This is a genomic window from Tenacibaculum maritimum NCIMB 2154 (genome assembly GCF_900119795.1).
Taxonomy (GTDB): domain Bacteria; phylum Bacteroidota; class Bacteroidia; order Flavobacteriales; family Flavobacteriaceae; genus Polaribacter; species Polaribacter maritimus.
Genome location: NZ_LT634361.1, coordinates 1,704,843 through 1,730,328, shown reverse-complemented (window position 1 = coordinate 1,730,328; position 25,486 = coordinate 1,704,843). Strand labels below are relative to the sequence as shown.

Annotated in this window: 24 protein-coding genes; 13 read left to right on the top strand and 11 right to left on the bottom strand. The window is 31.0% G+C overall.

The annotated features are described in order from the left end of the window. Window positions 1–152 precede the first annotated feature (152 nt). Complete coding sequence (gene recG / locus MARIT_RS07800; RefSeq protein WP_100211208.1) at window positions 153–2,249, top strand: ATP-dependent DNA helicase RecG; 2,097 nt, start codon at window positions 153–155, stop codon at window positions 2,247–2,249. A 36-nt stretch (window positions 2,250–2,285) separates the two neighbouring features. Here recG and MARIT_RS07795 read toward each other — a convergent pair whose 3' ends face one another. The 8 genes from MARIT_RS07795 to MARIT_RS07760 form a co-directional block, all read right to left on the bottom strand. Further along, entirely contained in the window at window positions 2,286–2,921 is a 636-nt protein-coding gene (locus MARIT_RS07795; protein ID WP_100211207.1) for a hypothetical protein, read from the bottom strand. Between the two features lie 86 nt (window positions 2,922–3,007). After that, window positions 3,008–3,649 carry a peroxiredoxin gene (locus tag MARIT_RS07790; RefSeq protein ID WP_100211206.1) on the bottom strand — a complete coding sequence of 214 codons (642 nt, stop codon included), beginning with the start codon at window positions 3,647–3,649 and terminating at the stop codon, window positions 3,008–3,010. Window positions 3,650–3,770: 121 nt separating this feature from the next. Then, window positions 3,771–5,270: a hypothetical protein gene (locus tag MARIT_RS07785; protein ID WP_024742055.1), complete on the bottom strand. Its 1,500-nt coding sequence runs from the start codon at window positions 5,268–5,270 to the stop codon at window positions 3,771–3,773. A 61-nt stretch (window positions 5,271–5,331) separates the two neighbouring features. Continuing rightward, window positions 5,332–5,961: a hypothetical protein gene (locus MARIT_RS07780; protein WP_024742054.1), complete on the bottom strand. Its 630-nt coding sequence runs from the start codon at window positions 5,959–5,961 to the stop codon at window positions 5,332–5,334. 54 nt (window positions 5,962–6,015) lie between these two features. Continuing rightward, the gene (locus tag MARIT_RS07775) at window positions 6,016–8,310 is read right to left on the bottom strand and encodes an FdhF/YdeP family oxidoreductase (protein ID WP_100211205.1); all 2,295 of its coding nucleotides are present in this window, start codon (window positions 8,308–8,310) and stop codon (window positions 6,016–6,018) included. Further along, window positions 8,300–9,100 (bottom strand): formate dehydrogenase accessory sulfurtransferase FdhD, encoded by an 801-nt coding sequence (fdhD, locus tag MARIT_RS07770; RefSeq protein WP_024742052.1) that lies wholly within the window; start codon window positions 9,098–9,100, stop codon window positions 8,300–8,302. Before fdhD ends, MARIT_RS07775 begins: the two co-directional genes overlap by 11 nt. A gap of 73 nt (window positions 9,101–9,173) precedes the next feature. Beyond that, entirely contained in the window at window positions 9,174–10,370 is a 1,197-nt protein-coding gene (locus MARIT_RS07765; RefSeq protein WP_024742051.1) for a class I SAM-dependent methyltransferase, read from the bottom strand. A gap of 6 nt (window positions 10,371–10,376) precedes the next feature. Next, complete coding sequence (locus MARIT_RS07760; protein WP_024742050.1) at window positions 10,377–11,459, bottom strand: AI-2E family transporter; 1,083 nt, start codon at window positions 11,457–11,459, stop codon at window positions 10,377–10,379. Window positions 11,460–11,580: 121 nt separating this feature from the next. Between MARIT_RS07760 and MARIT_RS07755 the strand changes: the two genes are divergently transcribed. Further along, window positions 11,581–12,450, top strand: a complete 870-nt coding sequence (locus MARIT_RS07755; RefSeq protein ID WP_024742049.1) for an outer membrane beta-barrel protein — start codon at window positions 11,581–11,583, stop codon at window positions 12,448–12,450. A 76-nt stretch (window positions 12,451–12,526) separates the two neighbouring features. On the opposite strand, the gene MARIT_RS07750 is transcribed toward MARIT_RS07755, so the two are convergent. The 3 genes from MARIT_RS07750 to MARIT_RS07740 all read right to left on the bottom strand — a co-directional run bounded on the left by MARIT_RS07750 (window position 12,527) and on the right by MARIT_RS07740 (window position 14,676). Further along, complete coding sequence (locus MARIT_RS07750; protein WP_100211204.1) at window positions 12,527–13,213, bottom strand: hypothetical protein; 687 nt, start codon at window positions 13,211–13,213, stop codon at window positions 12,527–12,529. Window positions 13,214–13,289: 76 nt separating this feature from the next. After that, window positions 13,290–14,171: a peptide chain release factor N(5)-glutamine methyltransferase gene (gene prmC, locus MARIT_RS07745; RefSeq protein ID WP_100211203.1), complete on the bottom strand. Its 882-nt coding sequence runs from the start codon at window positions 14,169–14,171 to the stop codon at window positions 13,290–13,292. A 10-nt stretch (window positions 14,172–14,181) separates the two neighbouring features. After that, the gene (locus tag MARIT_RS07740; protein WP_024742046.1) at window positions 14,182–14,676 is read right to left on the bottom strand and encodes a GNAT family N-acetyltransferase; all 495 of its coding nucleotides are present in this window, start codon (window positions 14,674–14,676) and stop codon (window positions 14,182–14,184) included. A 53-nt stretch (window positions 14,677–14,729) separates the two neighbouring features. Between MARIT_RS07740 and MARIT_RS07735 the strand changes: the two genes are divergently transcribed. From MARIT_RS07735 to MARIT_RS07685, 11 genes are all read left to right on the top strand, one after another. Beyond that, complete coding sequence (locus tag MARIT_RS07735) at window positions 14,730–15,191, top strand: NDR1/HIN1-like protein (protein ID WP_024742045.1); 462 nt, start codon at window positions 14,730–14,732, stop codon at window positions 15,189–15,191. Window position 15,192: 1 nt separating this feature from the next. After that, on the top strand, window positions 15,193–16,239 hold the full coding sequence (ribD, locus tag MARIT_RS07730; protein ID WP_262509617.1) for a bifunctional diaminohydroxyphosphoribosylaminopyrimidine deaminase/5-amino-6-(5-phosphoribosylamino)uracil reductase RibD: 1,047 nt from the start codon (window positions 15,193–15,195) through the stop codon (window positions 16,237–16,239). Continuing rightward, the gene (locus MARIT_RS07725; RefSeq protein ID WP_024742043.1) at window positions 16,232–16,843 is read left to right on the top strand and encodes an HAD family hydrolase; all 612 of its coding nucleotides are present in this window, start codon (window positions 16,232–16,234) and stop codon (window positions 16,841–16,843) included. Before ribD ends, MARIT_RS07725 begins: the two co-directional genes overlap by 8 nt. After that, a complete protein-coding gene (locus MARIT_RS07720; protein ID WP_100211201.1) occupies window positions 16,840–17,706 on the top strand; it encodes an EamA family transporter in 867 nt (288 codons plus the stop codon). The genes MARIT_RS07725 and MARIT_RS07720 overlap by 4 nt, the downstream gene beginning before the upstream one ends. Next, the gene (locus tag MARIT_RS07715) at window positions 17,703–18,323 is read left to right on the top strand and encodes an IMPACT family protein (protein WP_174683267.1); all 621 of its coding nucleotides are present in this window, start codon (window positions 17,703–17,705) and stop codon (window positions 18,321–18,323) included. The genes MARIT_RS07720 and MARIT_RS07715 overlap by 4 nt, the downstream gene beginning before the upstream one ends. Window positions 18,324–18,329: 6 nt before the next feature. Further along, entirely contained in the window at window positions 18,330–18,917 is a 588-nt protein-coding gene (locus MARIT_RS07710) for a Crp/Fnr family transcriptional regulator (RefSeq protein WP_024742040.1), read from the top strand. Window positions 18,918–19,078: 161 nt separating this feature from the next. Beyond that, window positions 19,079–19,366, top strand: a complete 288-nt coding sequence (locus MARIT_RS07705) for a hypothetical protein (protein ID WP_024742039.1) — start codon at window positions 19,079–19,081, stop codon at window positions 19,364–19,366. 384 nt (window positions 19,367–19,750) lie between these two features. Beyond that, window positions 19,751–20,461: a hypothetical protein gene (locus MARIT_RS07700; RefSeq protein ID WP_024742038.1), complete on the top strand. Its 711-nt coding sequence runs from the start codon at window positions 19,751–19,753 to the stop codon at window positions 20,459–20,461. A 789-nt stretch (window positions 20,462–21,250) separates the two neighbouring features. Further along, a complete protein-coding gene (rpsA, locus tag MARIT_RS07695) occupies window positions 21,251–23,023 on the top strand; it encodes a 30S ribosomal protein S1 (RefSeq protein WP_024742037.1) in 1,773 nt (590 codons plus the stop codon). Between the two features lie 214 nt (window positions 23,024–23,237). Continuing rightward, window positions 23,238–24,632 carry a phosphoglucosamine mutase gene (gene glmM, locus MARIT_RS07690; RefSeq protein ID WP_100211200.1) on the top strand — a complete coding sequence of 465 codons (1,395 nt, stop codon included), beginning with the start codon at window positions 23,238–23,240 and terminating at the stop codon, window positions 24,630–24,632. Between the two features lie 40 nt (window positions 24,633–24,672). After that, the gene (locus MARIT_RS07685; protein WP_024742035.1) at window positions 24,673–25,482 is read left to right on the top strand and encodes a hypothetical protein; all 810 of its coding nucleotides are present in this window, start codon (window positions 24,673–24,675) and stop codon (window positions 25,480–25,482) included. Window positions 25,483–25,486 lie beyond the last annotated feature (4 nt).

Below are 25,486 nucleotides of genomic sequence, written 5' to 3'. Positions count from 1 at the left end.
GGTGCAAATATACAGTAATAAACTAATACTTAACCTATTTAGATATGTTGTTTTATATTAAATTTTATTAAGATAGTTGTTAACTAAAAAAATAATAAATAGGATAGTAATAAAATCATTTCGTATTTTCGTATTATGATTATTTTAAATGAATGAATCTTCAGAAACCGATTACATATATAAAGGGAGTAACCATCAATAGAGCCGAGCTACTATATACGGAGTTAGGTATAAAAACAGCTGATGATTTGCTTAACTTTTTCCCTTTTAGATATATAGATAAAACAAAATTCTATACAATAAAAGAGCTTGAAAATAATAATTCAGAAGTACAAATTGTAGGGAAAATTACAGGTATAAAAACAGTAAAGCAAAAAAAAGGGAGTAGGTTAGTAGCCACTTTTTCTGATGCTACAGGTACTATTGATTTGGTATGGTTTAAAGGAGTAAAATGGATTAAAGATAGTTTGAAAATAAATACCCTTTATGTCATTTATGGAAAATTAAATTTATTTGGATCGAGATATAGTATGCCGCACCCAGAAATGGAATTAGTTGCTGAGTATAAGAAAAAGTTACAAATGGCGATGCAGCCTGTATATCCTTCTACAGAAAAACTAACGAATAAAGGGGTTACTAATAAAGTAATTAGATCACTTATGCAGAATCTTTTTCAGCAAACTTATGCGGGTATAGCCGAAAATTTACCAGCTTATTTGTTAGAGAAAGAAAAGTTAATAGATAAAAAAGAAGCTTTATTAAATATACACTTTCCTAAAAGCCAAGAATTGTTAGCAAAGGCTCAATATCGGTTAAAATTTGAAGAATTATTTTTTATTCAATTGCAATTGCTTCAAAAAAAGCTCATACGAAAATCAAAAATTAAAGGATATTCTTTTAGTGAGGTAGGAGAGAAGTTTAACTCTTTTTATAAAAATTATTTACCTTTTGATTTGACTAATGCTCAAAAAAGAGTACTCAAAGAAATACGTAAAGATGTTGGTTCGAATGCTCATATGAATCGGTTATTGCAAGGAGATGTTGGATCAGGAAAAACAATAGTTGCTTTATTAACAATGCTATTGGCGTTAGATAATGGCTTTCAAGCAACCATAATGGCTCCAACTGAAATTTTAGCGATACAACATTATAATGGCATCAAAGAGTTGTTAGAAGGAATGGATATTTCAATAGAGCTATTAACAGGTTCTACAAGGGCTAAGAAGAGACGTGAAATCCACGGAAATCTAGAAACAGGAGGCTTAGATATTTTAGTAGGAACTCATGCTTTGTTAGAAGATAAAGTACGTTTTCATAATTTAGGAATAGCGATTATTGATGAACAGCATCGATTTGGAGTTGCTCAAAGAAGTAAAATGTGGCAAAAGAACGAGCTGCCTCCTCATATATTGGTAATGACAGCGACTCCTATTCCAAGGACGTTAGCAATGTCTGTTTACGGAGATTTAGATATTTCTGTAATAGATGAATTACCTCCTGGTAGAAAAGAGATAAAAACAGTACATCGTTATGATAGCAATAGATTAGCTGTTTTTAAATTTTTAAAAGATGAAATAGCAAAAGGGAGACAAGTTTATATTGTATATCCTCTAATAGAAGAATCTGAGGCCATGGATTATAAAGATTTAATGGATGGCTATGAGAGTGTTGCTAGAGAGTTTCCTCCACCTCATTATCAAATTAGTATCGTTCATGGAAAAATGAAACCAGCGGATAAGGAGTATGAAATGAACCGCTTTATTAATGGGGAAACTCAAATTATGGTAGCAACTACCGTTATTGAAGTAGGTGTTAACGTACCTAATGCAAGTGTAATGGTTATTGAGAGCTCAGAACGTTTTGGTTTATCTCAATTGCACCAATTAAGAGGAAGAGTAGGGCGTGGAGCCAAACAAAGTTTTTGTATTTTGCTATCAAGCTACAAATTATCTTCAGATGGTAAGACGCGTTTGCAAACGATGGTTGATACTACTGATGGATTTAAAATAGCCGAAGTAGATTTAAAACTTAGAGGTCCTGGAAATATAATGGGAACTCAGCAAAGCGGTATCTTAAATCTTAAAATAGCGGACGTTGTAAAAGATACTCCTATTTTGCAAAGCGCAAGAAAAGTAGCTATTGAAATATTACAAAAAGATCCGGATTTATCGGATCCAGAAAATATACCAATAGCAAAAACATATACTCAATTGCAAAAAAAGAGTGGTCTATGGAGTAAGATTAGTTAGCCTTTATTTTTATTAAATATTTATTTTATGGTATAATTAGTGTTGCTTCTTTTCAATTAATTTGTTTTTTTTAGCAAGTAACACTGCGTCAAAGCACTCTAGATTTCCGTAATTTTTTTTGAGTGCTGTTAAAGAAAGATAATCAGGATGATGAATTTCTGAAATAATAGCATACAAATATGTTTTGCCTTCTTTTTCTATAGTAAATTTATAGGTGTGAATGGCTAATTTTGAAGGAGCAATACCTCCCATAAGTTTATATAAACCAGTATAATTTACTGAAGGAAAAATTTCACTAAATAGCAAATGTTTCTTTTTGATAATCCAATTGCTTTGTTTGAAAGTACTTCCTATGGATGCTCCGTTTATAATTCTTGAATGTTCTTTTAAAAATGCTTGATTTATTTGCTTAGGATATTCTACAAAAGCAAGTGTTCTCGTTATCTTTTTATTTTTATGTAAACTGTATAAATTAGAAACTCTTAGCAGGCTTGTTGCTTTTAAAACATCAACACCATAATTTCCGTATTTTATTTTAATTCTTTCGCTATTTAGTTTAGGGGAAATGTATGCTTTAGTAGTAGTAAGAACCGTCTTTTCTTTTTTAACAGCGCAACCAATAAAAAGAAGAGACATAAAAAGAAGTATAGAAAGAGGACGTATGTTTTTCATTGATTTGTGATAGCGAGAAAAGAGGAACATTGCAAAAAGGATGATGATGCTTTTTGCAATGTTATTATATTAGATTCAATTTTTAATTAATTTAAGTTAGGTTGAGGAGTTAACCTTAGATAAGGCTTAATTTCTTTATGCCCTTTAGGGAATAAACTGGGTATTTCATCATTAGTTACAGCTGGAGAAATTACGCAATCATCGCCATTGTTCCAATTAGCAGGCGTAGCTACTTTATGGTAAGAAGTTAATTGTAAAGAATCTATTACTCTTAATAATTCATCAAAATTTCTACCTGTAGAAGCAGGATAAGTAATCATCAATTTTACTTTTTTATCTGCTCCAATAACAAATACAGATCTCACTGTAAGTTTACTATCTGCATTTGGATGAATCATATCATATAAGTTAGCAACTTTACTTTCTTCATCGGCAATTATAGGAAAGTTGACTGTAGTATTTTGAGTTTGGTTTATATCTTTAACCCATCCTATATGAGAGTCAAGCCCGTCAACACTAAGTGCAGCCACCTTTACATTCCTTTTATCAAATTCAGCTTTGTATTTAGCAGCTGTTCCTAACTCTGTTGTACAAACAGGCGTGTAATCTGCGGGGTGAGAAAAAAGAATTCCCCAACTATCTCCTAGCCAATTATGAAAATTAATTTCACCTTCTGTTGATTGTGCTGTAAAGTTTGGGGCTTCATCTCCTAATCTAATTGTGTTCATTTTTTTTAGTTTTAAATTAAAATTTTATGAACATTAAATTTACTAAATTTTAAACAGAGCTTAGACTTATATTTTGTTAAATCGATAGCTTAAAAATAGGGGGGGGACTTAGAAAAGGTTGTTATTTTTTTAATTTTAAAAAAGAAAAGCTATAATTAACCCCTAAATTCACAAAAGGACTGCTTAAGTTTCCTCCACTAGCTTTTACATATCCAAAACTACTTCTAATATTTAAAGCATTTGTTAATTTATAGCTTATACCAGCACTTGGTTTTATAATTAAACCTTCTCCAGTGCTAATACCACCACCTCCAGCAGCACCTCCTAAAACTTGCAGAAAAGTGGCTACTTTTTTATTTAGAAAAGGGGTAGTTTGAATCCCTACACCGATAATTCCTTCAGCATAAGCACCAGCACTCCCAAAATTAGCAAAAGAAGTTTGGCCAGCCCCATATACATATTTGTTAAGGAAAAAGTTAATTTGAAGAGATATTTGATGCATATCTTGAGTAAAATGACCATTCCTAGCTGCGTCGAAATATACATCTTGTTTTACAATAGCTTCTAATCCCTTAAAGACAAAATCGTTAAAAATACCTCTATTAGATGAAATACCATCTTTATTGATGTAATATTTTAAACCAAAACCAAAGGTAGAAGTGAGAAAATGAGAATCAGGAGTCATCAAGTACCCTTTGTTAAGAGAAATGTACATATCATCAAAAACCTTTTGTTCAATAGAAAGGTCAGGATAAATTAAGAAGCCTCCTTTAGTATCTACACCACCACCACCACCAGCTCCAATACCAAATTTAGCTAAAATATTTGTTCTATTTTTATTCATAGAAAGGTGGTATCCAGCTCCTACAAATAAATCCATATATCCAGCTGGAATTCCTTCGTAAGCACCATCAGCTTTTATAAAAGTAAAAAATGACTCGTTGATATAAGCATCTAATTCAAACCCTGCTAAGCGAATAATTCTACCTTTTATAGATGTTAATTCACTATTGTTAAATCTAGATTTTCCTTTTACGGAAAGATTATTTAAATGCACTAACAATGAGTAATCACTGGAAGATTGATCCCAATCAGTATTTTTTAAATTTTCGATAGAGAATTGATTTTCTCTTTTATCGAAATTACTATAATCGAAAGATAATGGGATTTGAATAGCTGCATTTATTTGATGACTTTTAATGGCTCCTTGATCAAAGAAATTTACATAACTCCATCCTACAGTTGTTGAAAAGTATTTAAAATCATACCCTAAATTGATGTGAGGTAAAATAAAAGCACCACCGCCATCAGGAGCACTAGCACCACCGCCGCCGCCAAAATGAACTCCAGTATCTATAAAAAGTTTTTTACTAATATTTTTTTGAATTCCTGCATTTATTCCTAGCGTAAAAAAACCACCCCTAATACCGCCAATAGCTCCATATATACCTAGACCTACATAGCTCCAATTAGTAGGTTTTAAGTTATAATGAACTCCTGAAAAGTCCATATTTACTTCGTTTTTAGGCATCTTAATAGAAAGAAAATCTAATTGCCCAAAGCCTATTTGAGTCTTCCTTTCAGGAACCTTATTTTGAGCATAAAAAAAAGGAACACTCATTGTTGTGCATAACAGGAGTGCTCTTTTAACTATGTTGTTAAACATAAATTACATCGTTTAATTAGTTGTGAATTTTCAGTCGTTTTCCTCCTTTATAAGAAGCAACAAAAGCATCTTTAAAACCTATTTTTGTTAATTCTTTTTTTAAGAATTTAGCCTCTCCCAACGAACTAAATAAACCTAAGGAATACTTAAAATATCCGTTTTTATTAGTAATTGTACCTGGTAAAAACTTAGAAGATATTAGTGGGTATTTTTTAGCTGAAAAAACACCTACTTGTACAGAATAAATAAGTTGATTGTTAGTGTTATTCTTAATTGTATGAATATTTTCTTCTAGGCTTTCTTCAGAGGACCCTAATGCTTCATTGGGCGTATCGCTACTTGTTGTAGTTACTATTTCCAAAGAACTAATGCTATCTAATACTCTTTCGGCTTCTGCTGCTTTTATAGCTGCAATATCAACGGTAGGAGCAATAGTAGCTTTACGATTATAAAAATAAAGAGTAGAAGCAGCTAATAAACCTATGAGTATTCCTAATAAAATAGAAGTTTTTTTTGAACCTTTTTTATATTTAATAAGATCTTGCTTTATTTGCTCCAGCTCTTTTTCAGCTTCTTCTTTTCCTAGCTTTGCATTATCGAAATCTTGTTGCATTAACAAAAATTTCTCTTCTTCTATATATGGCATGGTTATTTTATAATTATTTAGTTTATCGAGGCACTAAAGTACAAAGATTTTTTATTATAACTTGTGAATCGATATTATTACTGTTTTTGAAGCAGGTGTATGACTGATGTCTGCTTTACTTTTTATGGGAACTAACACATTTGCTTCTGGAAAATAAGTAGCGGTACATTGTTCAGGAATATCATACGGAATTACTAAAAAGTTAGGAGCTTTTCTTTGCTCACCTTGAAAATGGCTTACTAAGTTTACGCTATCTAACTTTTTAAGACCTAGTTTTTTCATATCGTGAAGGTTCATAAAAATGACACGTCTTTCATTTAAAACCCCTCTATAACGATCATTTAGCCCGTAAATTGTAGTGTTGTACTGATCATGAGTTCTAATTGTCATCATTAGAAACTGATTTTTATTTAATGTAACTTCCGAAGGTTTGTTAATCGTAAAATTAGCTTTTCCTGTTTTTGTTGGTTCAAAATTATTTTCGCGAGCATTGTTAGGGAGGTAAAAACCTCCTTTTATACGAGAGCGTTCATTATAATTATTAAATCCAGGTATGGTTGCTTCTATTTTATCTCTAATAAAATCATAATTTGTGATGAATTTATTCCAGTTTACTTTGGTGTTTTTTAATGTAGCACTTGCCATTCCTGCAACAATAGCTGGCTCGCTTAATAAGTGTTCTGATAAAGGAGTTAGGTGGCCATGAGACTGGTGTACAACTCCCATAGAGTTTTCTACAGTAACAAATTGCTCTCCACTTTCTTGAAAGTCCTTTTCAGAGCGTCCTAAACAAGGTAAAATTAAAGCTTGTTTTCCATGAATAAGATGACTTCTATTTAATTTAGTAGATATCTGAACTGTTAGGCTACAGTTTTGTAATGCTTTTGCGGTAAATTCGGTGTCAGGAGTAGCTGAAATAAAGTTACCTCCCATACCTATAAAAACTTTTGCTTCTTTTTTGTGCATAGCTTCAATAGCACCCACAACATCATAACCATGTTTTCTAGGAGCTTCAAAATGAAACTCTTCTTCCAGTTTATGTAAAAAAGCTTCTTTTGGTTTTTCCCAGATTCCCATAGTTCTATCTCCTTGAACATTTGAATGCCCACGAACAGGACAAGTTCCAGCTCCCTTTTTTCCAATGCTCCCTTTTAATAGTAGCAGGTTTACAACTTCACGAATATTATCTACTGCATTTTTATGCTGTGTTAGTCCCATTGCCCAGCAAATAATAATCTTATCATTATTGATAATCAGTTGGGTAGCTGCTTCTATTTCACTTAGTGCTAACCCTGTTTGAGGAAGCAATTCATCAATACTATAAGTATCTAAATCTTGTAAAAAATCTTCCAGTCCATGAGTTTTCTCATTAATAAATTGATGGTTAAATACAGAATTAGGAGTTTCTAATTCTTTCTGTTTCATCATTTTTAAAATAATCTTCAGTAAGGCTACATCTCCATTTATTTTTACTTGCAAGAATAAATCGGTTAGTTTTTGTCCAGCACCAAACCATTTAATAGGATTTTGAGGGTCATTATAATTCATTAATCCAACTTCTGGCAGAGGATTTATAGTAATTATTTGGCCACCATTTTTTTTCGTTTCGCCGAGAGCAGTTAGCATTCGAGGATGGTTTGTTCCAGGATTTTGCCCTATAACAATAACTAAATCAGCATGATTAAAGTCTTCTAAGGTAACAGATCCTTTACCTATTCCTAAGGTTTCAGAAAGAGCGGTTCCACTACTTTCATGACACATATTAGAGCAGTCAGGTAAGTTGTTAGTTCCAAATTGACGAACGAATAATTGGTATAAAAAAGCAGCTTCATTGCTAGTTCTTCCTGATGTATAAAAAATAGCCTCATCGGGTGAGGGTAGGGCATTCAATTCTTTTCCTATTAAATTGAAAGCAGCATCCCATGAAATCTCTTCATAGTAATTAGCTCCTTCCTTCAATATCATTGGGTGGGTTATTCTACCGCTTTTTCCTATTTCGTAATCTGATAATTGCGAAAGTTCTTCTATAGAGTGGGTAGCAAAAAATAAGGGAGAAACTCTATTCTTGGTAGCTTCTTCAGCAATAGCTTTTGCACCATTTTCACAATACTCTGCTAAAAAAGCTCGTTTTTCATCAGGATCAGGCCATGCACATCCTGGGCAGTCAAAGCCTTCTTTTTGATTTATTTTTGCTAGTAAACCAATGCCTTTGGTTATTCCTATTTCATTGGTAACATGAGTTAAAGCAGATTTTATTGCTTTTACTCCAACGGCGGACCTAGGAATATCTATTAATTCTATTCCTGTTAATTTTGCAGGTGGTTGTGCTTGTATTTTTTTATCGCTCATCACTTATATATTGAGGATTAGAGTAAATTGTCATTGTGTTATTTCTATGAAAACCAATTAAACAAATACCAAACTCTTTAGCGTAATCTACCGCTAAGCTAGAGCAGGCAGAAACTGCTATTATAATTGGTATTTTAGCAAAAAAAGCTTTCGATATTATTTCATAAGAAACACGTCCGCTAACTAACATTGTATTAGCCTCTTTTAATGTATCATGAAGTAATAACTTTCCTATGCATTTATCAACTGCATTATGACGACCAATATCTTCTTTTACTACTAGTAATTTATTTTGTTTACTGAAAATAGCAGCTGCATGACTTCCTCCAGTAGCGTGAAAAAGAGATTGATTTTTATGCATTTGTTGATACATTGCTTTTATTTCATGCAATTTGATAGTCTTTTTTTTCTGTAGTTCCTTTCCATGTATTGTAAGATCTTCCAATTCTTGTTTGCCACAAATCCCACAAGATGATACAGACAATAAAGTTCGCTTATTTAAATAACCTTTGCCTAAATTTTCTGTAGGAATTATACAGTTCATGATAGCTGATTGATTTTCTTTTATTTCTTCAATTTGAATTTGAATGGCTCTTTTTTCTTTATAAATATCTTCTGCATATAGTAAGCCTCTTATCAATTCTATATCATCATTGGGAGTTCTCATTACAACAGTGTAAGCGCTACTGTTTATATTAATTTGTAGAGGAGCTTCCATAACCAGTTCATCATCAAATTTTAATGATTTTAAAGAACTTGTTTTAATGGCTTGATAGTTTAATTTCTGCATGATTTTCATAAACTGAATCAAAGGTAATGAAAACTATTATTCTTATCTTTAATTTAACAAAAGCTTCTAAAGGTTATTTTTCTTGGGTATGGAATAGTTGGTTACAAAAAAGCACTTTTTTTTCATTGGAGTTTATCGTTGCAAAAAATAAATAATCAGTTCCTCCATCCTTTATTTTAGTTTCTTTTCTAATTTGAGCGACTGTTTTCGGGAAATTACGAACAGTAATATTGGCTTTTCCTTTTTCAATTTCTTTGTATATATTCTTTTTGTTGTAAGGAAGTACTGCTTTGATTTGGAAGGCTCTTCCAGGAAAACAAGAAACGAATTCTTTTGAGGTGTATAAGTGTGTGTTTTTATGTAGCTTATGAAGCTTTAATTGCATCGATACTTGATGAAATGCTCCTGACTTTAAGATAGCAGCATTAGGTTCATAAAGGTAATTTAAAGGTTCAGAATATGTTGAAAAGACTTCCTTGTTGTATTCAAAATTAAAAATTTGAGAGTCTGTTTTTTGTAGATTGATTGTTTTTATATTGAGGGTACCATCAAACCCTTTTTCTAATATAAAAAGTAATTCTTTAACCTCATTTTGCAAAGCAACTACATGAACTTCTTTTACGAATTTTAATTCATTTATCGTCTTTGAAATATCCAACATAGGAGAATTTTTGAGCAAGATGCATTTCGATTTGGAAAATAAAAAATCTAAATTCTGAGGCACATTAGGTAGGCAATCATTCAGTAAAAAGACTTTGCCTTTTGCTTCATTTCTTCGGGAAGGATCAATATAAATCCAATCAAACTCTAACGAACTTTTTCTTAAGTAGTCTAATCCGTTGCCTGCTATCAAATTTACATTAGCTATCTTTAATTCCTTATAATTATGAGCAACAATAGTAGATAATTCAGTATTAATTTCGCAATGAGTAACGTTATTAAATTTTTTAGAAAACTCAAAAGTATCTACTCCAAAACCTCCTGTTATGTCAATTAAAGAATCTCCTGAAACCAAACTAGCTTTATAATTGGCTGTAATTTCAGAAGACGTTTGCTCAATGCTTATTTTTGAAGGATAATATATATTTTTCGTGGTGAACCACGTAGGAAGCTTTTTTTTAGATTTTTCCTTTGCAGTGAGCTGATTAGCTAATTCTTGCGCGGTAATATTAGTAAAGGGACTTCCTTTTAAGATGAGTTTCGCAACATCTATGTGCAAATTGTTAGCAATGAATTGTTGAACTTCTTCTTGTAAGATATATGAATTCAAGTTTGACTAAATATTTTTTGTTAATGATTTTACAATTTTATTGTTTGCTAAAAACTCTTTTAAAATCACTTTTAGAGCAGTGTACATTGGAACAGCAGTAATCATTCCTGTAATGCCAAAAAGTAATCCTCCTATAATTATAATTAAAAAGATTTCTAGAGGATGTGACTTTGTTGTTTTTGAAAAAATAATAGGTTGGCTAAAAAAGTTATCTATTAGTTGCGCTATTAGATAACCTATCATAACATAAGATGTAGTTGGAAGAATTTCTGTTTGAAAATCTAATCCCAAGTTACTTGTCATAGATAAAGTAAACATAATAACTGCACCAATTAATGGCCCTATATAGGGAATTAAATTCAAAAGAGCGCATAAAAATGCTATCACAATAGCATTGGATATTCCAAAGACTAATAAGATGACTGTATATAGAATGAATAAAATTGTAATTTGAGTAATTAGCCCTATGAAATAACGCGATAATAAGTCGTTTATTTTTTCTAGCGATTTAGAAAAACGTCCTTCTGTTTTATTAGGGATGATTGTCATAACTGCATTTTTAAGTAACTGACTATCTTTCATAAAGAAAAAAGAGATAAAAAGTACAGAAAATAAGCCTACGCTTAACGAACCAACCGTGCCAACTACATAGTTTAATAAGTTAGGAATAGCTTTTACTTGAGAAAAAATGTCTATATTTTTCAGTTCTCCTAAGATATCGATCCCTTTAGAAGCAAAATAAGCATCTACTTGATTGAATACATCTTGTACATCTGCTTGTAATTTATCTATATGAAGAAGCGATAAACTTTCTCCTTGCTTCGTTATTAAAGGGATGAACATACTAATTAACCCAAAAATAAAATTGACCATAAGAATCATTGCAACGACTACAGATAGCGTATTAGGAAACTTTAATTTTCGTTGTAAAAAAAGAACTATAGGTCTTGCAATTAACGAAACAACTGCTGCTATAATGATATAAATAATTACCGATTGGATAGTGTATAGGAAATATAACAACGTAAAAACGCCTGTTATGATAGCTAAGGCTCTCAAAATTCCATTAGATATGTTTCTAGAAGTCATGTAGTTGAATAAAAATGAGGGTAAATGTACACATATTTATAATAGGATACTTAGACTTACTCAAAGTTTTTTAGTAGGTTTGCTTTCCCTTTAAAATATATATGAATCTAAAACTTTAATTATGAAAAAAGGTATTATAATGGTTGCTATGCTTTTAGCAACAGTAAGTGTTAGTGCACAATTTTATATGTCTGCAAGTGGAGGCTACTCTATACCAAGTGCAGGTGTTAAATTTGGAACAGAAACAACTCCATCAGGAGTTAAAAATACGTATGGAAGTTATGGAGAAGGTTTGCACACTCAATTAAGAGGTGGGTACTTCTTTAATGATAAGTTTGGTGTTGAAGTAGGTTTAGGATATTTATATGGAGCAGATCAAACAATATTAAAAGTTTCAGGAATACCTAGCCAACCAGAAGTAGATATTAAAAGTAGAGGAAGAGCTTATGGTGCTTCAGCGTCTTTTGTATATAAATTTACAAACAATATTTATGGTCGTTTTGGAGCATTAATAAAGGTAGGTGGAAAAACAGAGGCTGTAGGAACATTAGAAGGCATTTCATTACCAGCAGGAGCAATTCCTAACTTACCTATTCCAACAACATTAGATGTTAACTTTACTCAAGATTATAAAGGTCGTTTACCTTTAGGATTTATAGGAGCTATTGGTTACAAATATGATGTAGCTAGCAATGTTTCATTATTTGCTGAATTAGAATATATGGGAATTAGTGTAACAAGAGATACCTCTAGTATAGCCGAGTTTAGTGCTAGCTTAAGAGAGGTGCCTGGTTCTTCTTTATCGCTAGAGCAAGTTAGAGGAATTTTAGCAGCAGGAGGTAATCCTTTAGCAAATTCATTGTATGATAATATTGAGTATGTTGATGAGTTGCCTTTAAACAATACTGATGCTACTAAGCAATTATCACAAAAAGTACCTTATTCTTCTTTTGGAATCAATATTGGTGTAACATACACTTTTGGTAAGTAATTTTTATTTCTTAGTTAAAAAAAAGGAGTAGGATTTCAATCCTACTCCTTTTTTTTTGATGTATTTTTTACGATATTTAATTATAACCTTTTACCTCTCCAAGATCTAGTGTTCCTACTGATAATTCATGTTTAGTAGGTAACAAAGCGCCAGATTGAGTAGTTACCCAATCACTCCACGAAGCTTCCGTTCCACCTATGGGAATGATAGATACCCACATTTTATAACTGATTGGCAATCCTTTCTCATTTAAAATCCATAAATAAGAATCTCCAGGAGTAGAGCCTCCCGAGGTATATGTAACAAGCAAAGCTTCTTTATTTTGGTAGTTAACAAGGCGTCTTTCTATTCCGTTTTCAAACACTTTATATGGAGCAACCAACCAAAAGCTATCATTATTAAAATAATCAGTAGCTTTTTTTAACACTGCTTCATTTTTTACAAGAGCACCATTTTCGAATATTTTTGTTTTATTAGGTTCTTTTGTATTTAAGATCACTTTTGTATTTTCCCAAGAAACGGTTACTACATGCTCTTTTTTATCCCACTTATAAAAGCGCTTTCCTCTAAAAGACCATTCTAAAAAACGAGTATTTTTATAGGCTTCATAATTCAAAGCATTTAACATTTTATGAGCTAATTTATCCGCTTTTGCTCCTTGTTTTCCTTTAGGTAAATCATCGTTATTTCTGGTATAGAAAATAGCACCAATAACTATCAATAACAACAATAAAATACCTACTATTTTTACGAGTTTTTTCATACCTATAAAAGTACGAAAAATGATGAAAAGCCTTAAGAGTAAAGAGTGGGTTTAACTAAATTTAACTAAAAGTTTTTTAGAAACTAGCTTTAATCATTCTATCATTGCCAAATACGTCTTTGCGTAAAACAATGCTCTTAAATCCTTTTTCTTTTAACATATTTATAGTTTCTTTTCCTAAATATTGATTGATTTCAAAAAAGAGCATTCCTTTTGGAGATAAGGATTTTTTTGCCAAATCAGCTATTTTCTTATAGAATATCAGTGGATTATCATTGGTAACAAATAATGCTAAATGAGGCTCGTTTTTTAAAACATTATTCTGAATTTCAACTTTTTCTAATTCTCTAACATATGGAGGGTTAGAGATGATAATATCAAATTTTTGACTATTACTCGTATTAAAGATCCCATCTAACTTTTTGGTAGTTAAAATATCTACCTCAAAAAAACCAACATTTACTTCATTTAAGAGAGCATTCTTTTGAGCTATTTTTAAGGCTTCTTTAGAAATGTCAATAGCAAAAACAGCAGTATTTTTAGAATTCTTTTTTATAGCGATAGGAATACACCCAGTTCCGGTACCGATATCCAATACTTTATGGCTTTTTTGCTGGTTCGGAAAATCAGCAATTTCGTTTAACACCCAATGAACTAACTCTTCCGTTTCTGGCCTGGGAATTAAAGTATGCTCATTTACATAAAAAGGAAGTTCGTAAAACATTGTTTTTCCTAAAAGATATTGAATGGGAACTTCCTTATATAACTCCTTTAAACAGGTATTCAAAAAAGAAACCTTTTCTAAAGGAATCTTAAAATTAGGTTGCATAACAACCTCTATTCTTTGAAGCCCTAAAACATCTTCCATCAAAATAAAAAAGATAGCATCTATTTCTGTTTTAGGGTAAATAGCGGAAAGTTCTTCTGAAAATTTAGCTCTAAATTGATTTAATAGCATTAAAATATGTTTATAAGTTTTTAAGCATCCAAACACTACAAGAGTAATGTCCTGTGTTTCCTATAGGAGCATCCAATGCTATGAATCCATTTTTTTTATACAAAGCTCTAGCAGCTTGCATATATGGCATTGTTTCTAAATAACACTGCTCAAATCCTATTGAAGCCGCTTTTTCTAAGCATTTCTTTATTAAGAGACTACCCAGTCCTTTTCCTCTAGCTTCTGGTAAGAAATACATCTTTTGTAATTCACAAATATTTTTTTCCTCATCACCATCTAGCTTAGCAAAGCCACATCCACCTATAATCGTACTTTTATACTCAATTACAAAATAGCTGGCAGCTTCTTTTTGATACGTCTCAAACATCGTATCTGTCGCTTTATCTTCATAAGCGGTTCCTACTTTAGGGGCTCCAAGTTCTAATAGAACGGAACGGATAAGGCTAGCTACGGCTAAATTATCACTGGATTTAATCTCTCTAATAATAAAGTCTTTCGGTGTCATTTGAATATGCTATTTTTGCAAAAGCAAAGTACTTAATTTTTTAAATAACAAAGATGAGGAAATTCGTGTATTTTTTAGGAATATTGTTGTGTTTTTTAAATTGCTCTGTTCGAGAGAAACCCATTTTTTTAAAAGTTGATGCTATCAAAGTAGTTGCTATTAAATCGGATACCATTCATTTGAAAGCTAGTGCATTTTTCCAAAACCCAAATGATATTGGGGGAACTATTTCTACAGATGAAATCAAAGTAATGGTAAACGAAACAGAAATAGCTAAGGTATCCTCTGAGAAGTTTAAAGTTCCAGCAAGAAAAGAATTTGAAGTTCCTTTACAAGTGAAGATCCCTACTAAAAAAGTATTTGAAACGAAAAAGAATGGGATTTTAGGAGGTCTTATAAATGCGCTTTTAAGCAATAGCTTAAAAGTTCGTTTTAAAGGAAACTTAAAATATGCTTTATTTGGATTTTCAAGAATATATGCTATAGACCAAACAGAAGAAATAAAATTACAATAATATCAATCATACAAATTATATACAACGTTGTTTGCAGCTTGCTAAAAACGGAATAGGTACCACAAGACCCAATCCGTCGGTAGGAGCTGTTATTGTTCATAAAGGTAAAATAATAGGAGAAGGATTTACAAGTCCTTACGGAGGAGCGCATGCAGAAGTAAACGCAATTCGGGCTGTTAAAAACAAAGAACTATTAAAAGAAGCTACCATTTATGTGACATTAGAACCTTGCGCTCATTTTGGAAAGACACCGCCTTGTGCTGATTTAATCATGCAGCATAAAATTCCTAATGTAGTCATTGGAACAATAGACACGAATAGTTTAGTGGCAGGAAAAGGTATTGAACGGTTAAAGAAATCAGGATGTAATGTTACTATGAACATATTAAAAGAAGCTAGTATAGAACATCACAAACGCTTTTTTACAGTTCAAAATCAAAAGCGCCCTTATATCATTTTAAAATGGGCAGAAACACAAGATGGCCTTATTGCTCCTTCGGTTAAGAAAGAGCAGACTCCCATTTGGATTTCTAATGTATATTCTCAACAATTAGTACATAAATGGCGAGCAGAAGAACATGCTATTTTAGTAGGAACCAATACTGTCCTGGCTGATAATCCTCAATTAAATGTACGTAGTTGGTGTGGAAAAAATCCCATTCGGTTGGTGATAGATAAAAGCTTACAAATATCTCAAGAAGCAAACGTATTGGATGGTAGTGCCAAGACGATTGTTTTTTTTGACAGGAAGAAGGCGACTCCTCCTTTAAAAAGAGAAGGAATAACCTATAAATCAATTGATTTTTCTACAGAAATTATAACACAGATAGTAGCCTTTCTACAGGAAGAAAAAATACAATCGCTAATTGTTGAAGGAGGAACACAAACGCTACAATCATTTATAGATCTAAATTTATGGGATGAGGCGAGGGTTTTTATAGGAGATGTTGAGTTTAAAAACGGAATTAGAAAACCAAGACTAAAAGGAAAATTAAAAACAAGAAAGAACATTGTAAAAGATGTTTTAAAAATATATACAAATGATTAAAAATATCATTTTTGATTTTGGTGACATATTCATCAATTTAGATAAAGAAGCTACTTATAGAGAAATGGCAAAGCTAGGAGTTACTGATATTTCTAGCGATATGATAGCAACCTACTATAAGTATGAAATGGGGTTATTAACTACAAATGAGTTTATTAGTTTTTATAAAAATAAATTCCCAACAATTCAAAAAGAAGCACTTATAAATGCGTGGAATGCTATTTTATTAGATTTTCCTCAAGAAAGGCTTTCTTTTTTAAAAGCGTTAAAAGCTTCTAAAAAATATAGATTATTTTTATTGAGTAATACGAATGATTTGCATATTTCATGGATTCAGAATGATTGGGGGATGAAATTGTATCATGAATTTAAGGATTGCTTTGAAAAATTTTATTTATCGCATGAAATTCATTTTAGAAAACCTAATAGAAACATTTATGAATTTGTTTTAAAGGAAAACGACTTAATGGCTAGTGAAACTATTTTTATTGACGATACTCAAGAAAATACAGATGCTGCAAAAGAATTAGGAATACATACTTGGCATTTGTTACCAAAAGAAGAAGTAACTGATTTGTTAAATAGAAAAGAATTATTGTTATGATCTATCTTGTGTTAAGCGTGTTAACATCTAGTTTGTTATTTGTTATTTTTAAATTATTTGAAATATATAGGGTCAATACATTGCAGGCAATTGTTGTAAATTACATCATCGCTTTTCTTTTTGGGCTTGGGGTTTCTAATGCATCCATTTCTCTTACAGAAATACCAAATCAACCTTGGTTTCTAGGGGCTTTTTTCTTAGGTATTTTATTTATTTCTGTATTTAATATCATGGGAATAACATCACAAAAAAATGGATTATCAGTAGCTTCAGTTTCTGGTAAAATGTCTGTAATAATTCCTATTCTTTTTGGAGTACTTGTGTATAAAGAAAGTATGAGTCTTTTTAAATTTATAGGAATTATATTAGCTTTAACAGCAGTGTATTTATCATCAGCGAAAAGTGACACCAAGGCTGTAAAGTTTAAAAATTTGATGTTTCCCTTGTTGCTATTTACAGGATCGGGATGCATTGATACAGGATTAAAATATGTAGAAACCACTTATGTAAACCAAGAAAGCGTCCCTTTATTTTTAGCAACTATTTTTGGAATAGCTTTTATTTTTGGGGTTTTTATTGTAATACTTCAAAGAATAAGAAAAAAAATTAGTAAATTTGAAATTAAAAGCATTTTTTGGGGTATTATTCTAGGAGTTCCTAATTATTTTTCAATGGAGTTTTTATTGAAAGCTTTGCAAACGGAAGGATTAGAAAGCTCTACGTTGTTTACCATTAATAACGTTTCTGTAATGATAATGACAACTCTTTTTGCCTTACTTTTCTTTAAAGAGAAACTAATTAAAAAAAATTGGATTGGAGTTGCCTTAGCCATTATGAGTATTTTATTAGTAGCCTCAGCATGACAAAAGAGATAAAAGATATTTATAAAACAATTGAATCCCCTTCTCAAGAAATAGTATTCAAGGATAGAAATAGTAAATTTTTTGGATATGCATTTCCTGTTCTTACTGAAGAGGACGTAAAAGAAGCTTTGGAACAATTAAAAAAAAAGCACCATTCAGCGCGTCACTTTTGTTATGCATGGCAGTTTGGAACGGAAAAAATTCGATTTAGAGTAAATGATGATGGGGAGCCCAGTAATTCGGCAGGAAAGCCAATTTATGGACAAATACAGGCGTTTGATGTAACCAATATCTTGATTGTTTCTGTTCGCTATTTTGGAGGAACAAAGCTAGGAGTTGGAGGACTTATAAACGCCTATAAAACATCAGCTCAATTAGCATTGGAAACTGCTGATATAATTGAAAAAACAATTGATATTAAGTATAAACTAAACTTTGGTTACGATATGATGAACAAAGTAATGCGTATTATCAAAGAAAAGAACATTAATATTGTCCATCAAAAATTAGAGCTAGACTGTGAATATACGATAGCGATTCGTAAAAAAGAAGCAGCTGGCATATTCATCATTTTTAATAATTTATTTAAAGTAGCAATTGAAGAAATTGAAGATTAAAATAAAATGGAAGAAGTAAATTTATTGTTTGATAGTTTAGAAAGTAACATAAGTATCAAAAGAGAAGAGCTTGAGTTGTCCAGAAATCTATGGAGGAAAAAAAAGTTTAAAAAAGGAGAGTATTTCAATGAATATGGGAATATTTGTAAGTATCTAGGATTCATTATTTCAGGTGTTTTTAGAACCTACTATATAGACGATGAGTTATTAGAGGAAAGGAATATTTTTTTACACTCCGATAATGATTTCTTTACAGCTTTTAAAAGTTTAGTTAATCAAACCCCTTGTTTATATTACATCCAGTCTTTAACAGATTCTGATATTATTTATATTCATATTGATGATTTAGAAAGGTTATACAGTATGTCAAAGGGATGGGAAAGAATAGGTAGAATTATTGCTGAAAACTCCTTTAATAAGTTGTTGTACCGTACAGAGAGTTTACTTTTTTTAAAGCCAGAAGAAAGATATTTAAACTTTGTGGCGCAATACAAGGTTTTATGTGAAAGGATACCGCAATATCATATAGCTTCATTTTTAGGATTAAAAAACCAATCGATAAGTAGGATCAAAAAAAGATTGCGTATAGAGTAATGCTAAAACTTTTTTCTTTTAGTATCGTTTTTTAAGATTTTGCTAGCATATTAACTTAAGTTAACATAACAGTAAAAAAAGAGGGGTAGTTTTGCTATTGTTCAACAAAAATAGCTATGATCTTTTAGAAATATTTATATAACCCCTTAAATTAAGTAAATATGAATTTAGAGCAAATTCGCGAGTTGAAAGAAATGTATTTAAAAACGTTAGTTTCGTCAGAAAATAATGAATACTCAGAAATAAAAATAAAAGTAGACACTAGTTACGTAGAGCTAGTAAGCCTAATAGGTTCGTTAATAAATGTAAGCCAGTGTGCTATGGAAGGTATGTGTAATTTTGAAATACCCAATTGCAGTGAATACGATATTGTAAACACATTAGAAATAGCTAAAAAATTACTACCTCATTCAGAAGCTCAATTTTTAGATGGTATAAAAAAACTATAAACTAACTAATAATAACGGAGAACACTCCATAGTTTATTTCAAAAAAAGGAGTCAAAATTAATATATCCTCCTTGCTTTTTACATCAAAATGTATAAGCTATTTTTCATCGAGTTCCCCACCAAAATAAATTACAGCTATATAAATAAGGGAGTTTTGCTAAACTCCCTTATTTCTTTACAATATAATTATGATAACAAGTAGTTATTAAAATAGGTTCTTCTTACTTTGAATTATTAAAAAGAAATGTATTAATAAACTACACGTAAATAATAATCATTTAGAATATAAAGAAGAAATAACAAAACAATCAAAAGGTTAAAAAAGCATCTTTTTTACAATAAATATGTATATTTATACCTATAATTCATAAAAAAAACAATAATATGAGTCAACAATATGAAACAGGAAATGCAAAAAATGTTGCTAATTTACAAAAGTTAATAGAACAGGTAGTCGTTTACACAGCTTATAACCCTTCTGTAGATAACCTAAAAATTAAAAACCTAAAAGCACTTTACAAAACCGCATTAACAAACCTTTCAGTAGTAGAAGAAAAACGAAACGCAAATAAAAGTGCAATTCACAAACGGCAAGAAGCTTATGAAAACTTAAAACCAACTTGTACAAGAATCATCAATCAATTAGATATTTTAGGCTTACCAAGCCGTACATTAGACCAAGCAAAATCTCTAAATTATTTGTTACAAGGATCAAAAAAGAAAAAAGAAGAAATAAATGAAGAAGAAAGTAAATCGGTATCTACTTCTCGTCAATCTTATACACAGCTAGCAGATAATTTTTCAAAATTACTACAGCTATTATCAACTATACCAAACTATAAACCAAACATAGAAGAACTAAAATTAACAAAGCTAAATACTTACTTAACATCGTTAGTAACTAGTACACGTTTAGTCAATCAAACGGAAGCAGAGTTAAATACAAAACTTATAGCACGTAACAATATTTTATATGCAGAAGGAGTAGGGCTCTATACTATAGCTCAAAATGTCAAAAAATACGTTAAAAGTGTGTACGGAGCAAGTTCAAAAGAATATTCTAAAGTATCAAAAATTAAATTTACAGATAATTAAATTAAAACTAATAAGATATTTTATAATTATAGTAATCTAATTCATAAAACAACTAATCAGAATTTGTATTATAACATTCCAAAATATAAAACTGCTAAGATGTTTTATAATTATAGTGATCTAATTTATAAAACAGCTAATCGGAATTTGTATTATAACATTCCAAAATATAAAACTGCTAGGATATTTTATAATTATGGGAATCTACTTTTATACTAAATTATTCTAAAACATAAAACTAATTATTTAAGTCAATATTATAGTGTCCTTTTAATTATAAAGCAAGTAAAGCTCAAGTTGTGTTTAGAGAACTCAAAACTGTATTTGATTAGCTCTAAGAGCAGAATAAAAAGGTAGTATAAAATAGAAGATGTGTATAAGGGAGCTAAGAAAAGTTAGCTCTCTTATTGTTTTTATAAAAAAAGTAATTGAAAAATAAGAGGATACAAGTTAATATAGAAAAAGAGCAACTCAAATAATATCACAGTTTGATACGGCAAAAAGAGACCTAAAGATGTTTGTGCATGGAATAGCAAAACAGATTTTTAAAATAACTAGCCTACATTTGAAAAAATAAATCTTGATACAAAGTTTAAATTAGTTTTAGCACTAAGCCACTAAATTACTAATATATCGTAGGTTATCTCAATAAAAAACTATAAATTTGCACGCCTTTTTACAAGAACAGATTTAAAAAAGGTTAAAAACAACTTATATAAAGTATAATTTCTCTTGGCGTATCTATTGTTAAAAATCTGAGATACAAAAAGATACAAAGTAGTTTTCAGAATGTCTGAAGAAACAAAAAAAACAACTGCAGAAGCAGTAAACCCAGCAGAATTTTTAGCAACTTTTAATTGGCATAAATACGAAGAAGGTATTGATGAAGTTGATGAAGCTAAATTAAAAGAATTCGAAAAAGCGTTAGAAGGAACTGTAGGTTTCGTAAACGAACGCGATGTAATTGAAGGAGTTGTTGTAAGAAAAACGGATAGAGATGCAATTATCGATATCAATTCTAAATCAGAAGGAGTTATTTCTTTAAACGAATTTCGTTACAACCCTAACCTAGCTGTTGGTGATAAAGTAGAAGTATTAGTTGATAAAAGAGAAGATAGCTCTGGTCAATTGGTATTATCTCATAAAAAAGCTCGTGTAATTAAAGCATGGGATAGAGTAAATAACGCACACGAAACAGGTGAAATCGTTAATGGTTTTGTTAAATGTAGAACTCGTGGTGGTATGATCGTAGATGTATTTGGTATTGAAGCATTCTTACCAGGTTCTCAAATTGATGTAAAACCAATTAGAGATTACGATCAATATGTAGAGAAAACTATGGAATTCAAAGTGGTGAAAATCAACCATGAATTTAAAAATGTAGTAGTTTCTCATAAAGCGTTAATTGAAGCTGATTTAGAAGATCAAAAGAAAGAAATCATTGGCCAATTAGAAAAAGGACAAGTATTAGAAGGTGTTGTTAAAAACATTACTTCTTATGGAGTGTTCGTTGACTTAGGAGGTGTTGATGGTTTAGTTCATATCACAGATTTGTCTTGGTCTCGTATCAACCACCCTAATGAAGTTGTTGAATTAGATCAAAAATTAAATGTTGTAATTTTAGATTTTGACGATAATAAGTCAAGAATTCAATTAGGATTAAAACAATTATCTTCTCACCCATGGGAAGCTTTAAATGCCGACTTAAAAGTAGGAGATAAAGTAAAAGGTAAAGTAGTTGTTTTAGCGGATTACGGTGCTTTCGTTGAAGTAGAAGAAGGAGTAGAAGGATTAATCCACGTATCTGAAATGTCTTGGTCAACGCACTTACGTTCTGCACAAGACTTTGTAAAAGTAGGAGACGAAGTAGAAGCTCAAATCTTAACATTAGATCGCGAAGAGCGTAAAATGTCTTTAGGAATGAAGCAATTACATCCAGATCCATGGACAGACATTACCACTAAATATCCTGTAGGTTCTACACATACTGGTACTGTTCGTAACTACACTAACTTTGGTGTTTTTGTTGAATTAGAAGAAGGTATTGATGGATTAGTATATATTTCTGACTTATCTTGGACTAAGAAAGTGAAGCACCCATCTGACTTTGTAACAGTAGGGGATAAATTAGAAGTTCAAGTGTTAGAATTAGATGTTGATAACCGTAAGTTGAACTTAGGTCATAAGCAAACACAAGATAATCCTTGGGATGCTCATGAAGGTACATATGCTATCGACTCTGTTCACGAAGGAACAATCAAAGAAAAGAATGACAAAGGTGCTACTGTAGTTTTTGCTGATGGTGTTGAAGGATTTGCTCCTTCTCGTCACTTAGAAAAAGAAGACGGTAACAAATTAGCAAAAGGAGATACTGCTCAATTCAAAGTATTAGAATTCTCTAAAGAATACAGAAGAATTGTAGTTTCTCATACAGCTATCTTTAAAGAGCAAGAGCAAAGAAATGTGAAAGCGGCTACTAAAAAAGCAGCAGAAGCAGAAAAAACTACTCTTGGAGATATCGGAGGATTAGCTGAATTAAAAAGAAAAATGGAAGGTAAATAAAAACAGATACCATTAAATATTTTAAACCGCTAAGCAAAAAAGCTTAGCGGTTTTTCTTTTAGATTTATTACGATTTAAAAGAAAAAAGAACATTTTATTGCGATAAATTTAATTTATATATGTTATTGTGTAACAAAAGTTACAGTTAAAGCAAGAAGAAACATGAGTAATTTCTTAAATAACTTTATCTTTGTTATACAATAAAAAAGAAGAGATGACATTAATAAAATCAATATCAGGAATTAGAGGAACCATAGGTGGAAATCCAAGTGACAATTTAACACCAATTGACGCTGTAAAATTTGCAGCAGCTTATGGTACGTTTATAAAAAAACAACACTCAACTAATAAAAAGCTTACGGTAGTTTTAGGAAGAGATGCTCGTATTTCTGGTAAAATGATCAGTAGCTTAGTTGCTAATACCTTAACAGGCTTAGGAATTAATGTGCTTGATTTAGGCTTATCAACAACTCCTACAGTAGAAATAGCTGTGCCTATGGAAAAAGCTGATGGAGGAATTATTTTAACAGCTTCGCACAACCCTAAGCAATGGAATGCTTTAAAATTATTAAATAATAAAGGAGAATTTTTAAATGGTGCTGACGGTGCAGAAATATTAGAAATAGCTGAAAATGATGCAGCTATTGATTTTGCTCAAGTGGATGATTTAGGTACTTACAAAAAGAAAAAAAATTATATTAAAAAGCATATAAAAGAAGTTTTAAAGCTCGATTTAGTAGATACTAAAGCTATTAAAAAAGCAAAATTTAAAGTTGTTGTTGATGGCGTAAATTCTACGGGAGGAATTGCAATTCCTGCTTTATTAAAAGCATTGAAAGTAAAATGTATTGAATTGTATTGTGAACCTAATGGGCAGTTTCCTCATAATCCAGAGCCTCTTAAAGAACATTTAACTGATATTTCTGAGTTAGTGGTGAAAAAGAAAGCTGATTTAGGAATCGTTGTAGATCCTGATGTAGATCGTTTGGCTTTAATTGCCGAAGATGGATCTATGTTTGGAGAAGAATACACATTAGTGGCTTGTGCTGATTATGTTTTAGGAAAGCTAAATGGTGGAAACACTGTTTCAAACTTATCATCATCAAGAGCATTAAGAGATATAACTGAAAAACATGGAGGTACCTATACAGCAAGTGCAGTAGGAGAAGTTAATGTAGTTCAAATGATTAAAGACACTGAAACAGTGATAGGAGGTGAAGGAAATGGAGGTATCATTTATCCAGCGTCTCATTATGGAAGAGATTCCTTAGTAGGGGTAGCCTTATTCTTATCGCATTTGGCTCATAAAAAAATGTCTTGTAAGGAATTAAGAGCTAGTTATCCTAGCTATTTTATGAGTAAAAATAAAATTCAGTTAACTCCTCAAATAAATGTAGATGACATTTTAGAAAAAATGGCAACTAAGTATAAAGAAGAAGATGTGAATACAATAGACGGGGTTAAAATTGATTTTGCGAATGAGTGGGTTCATTTACGTAAATCAAATACGGAACCTATTATTAGAATTTATACAGAAAGTGTTTCACAAGATAATGCTGATACATTAGCAGAGCGATTTATAAAAGAAATTGAACAAATAATAGCGTAAATAATTGAAAACAAAAACATCATTTATATTTGTGATGCTCATGAGCATTACTGCAATAATAGGACAAGAAAAAGAAGAATTTCTTAAGAAAAAGAAAACGACCAATAAAGGAAAGTTTTTTGTGTATTGGGGATGGAATTGGGCTAATTATACCGATTCTGATATCCGTTTTAAAGGAAATAATTACGATTTCACCTTATCTAATGTAAAGGCACGAGATAGGCAAACTAAATTTTCTTTTAATGATTACTTTAATCCAGGAAGGGTTACAATACCCCAAACGAATTATAGAATAGGATACTTTTTTAAGGAAAATTACACTGTTTCTATTGGAGTAGATCATATGAAATATGTAATGGTTGACGATCAAGATGTAAAAATTAACGGAAACATTAATGTAGGTAATACTTATGACGGAACATATGATAATCAAACAATAAAACTCTCAGAAGATTTTTTGCGCTTTGAGCATACTGATGGGTTAAATTATGTAAATGTTGAAGTAAAGCGTTTTGACGATATTAGTCACTGGTTCGGTTTAAATTTAGAAGATTTACAAATTAATTTAACAGAAGGAATAGGAGCTGGAATTTTATACCCAAGAACAAATACGAAATTATTTGGAAGAGAAAGACATGACGATTTCCATCTATCAGGATGGGGAATCTCTGCTGGAGCAGGAATTAATATTTCCTTTTTGAAGCATTTTTATATTCAATCTGATTTTAAAGTAGGGTATATCAATATGCCAGATATTAAAACAACTTTAAGTGCATTGGATACTGCTTCTCAAAGTTTTTATTTCTATGAAAAGACAATATTAATAGGAGGAAAGTTTAGACTCTTTTAAAATG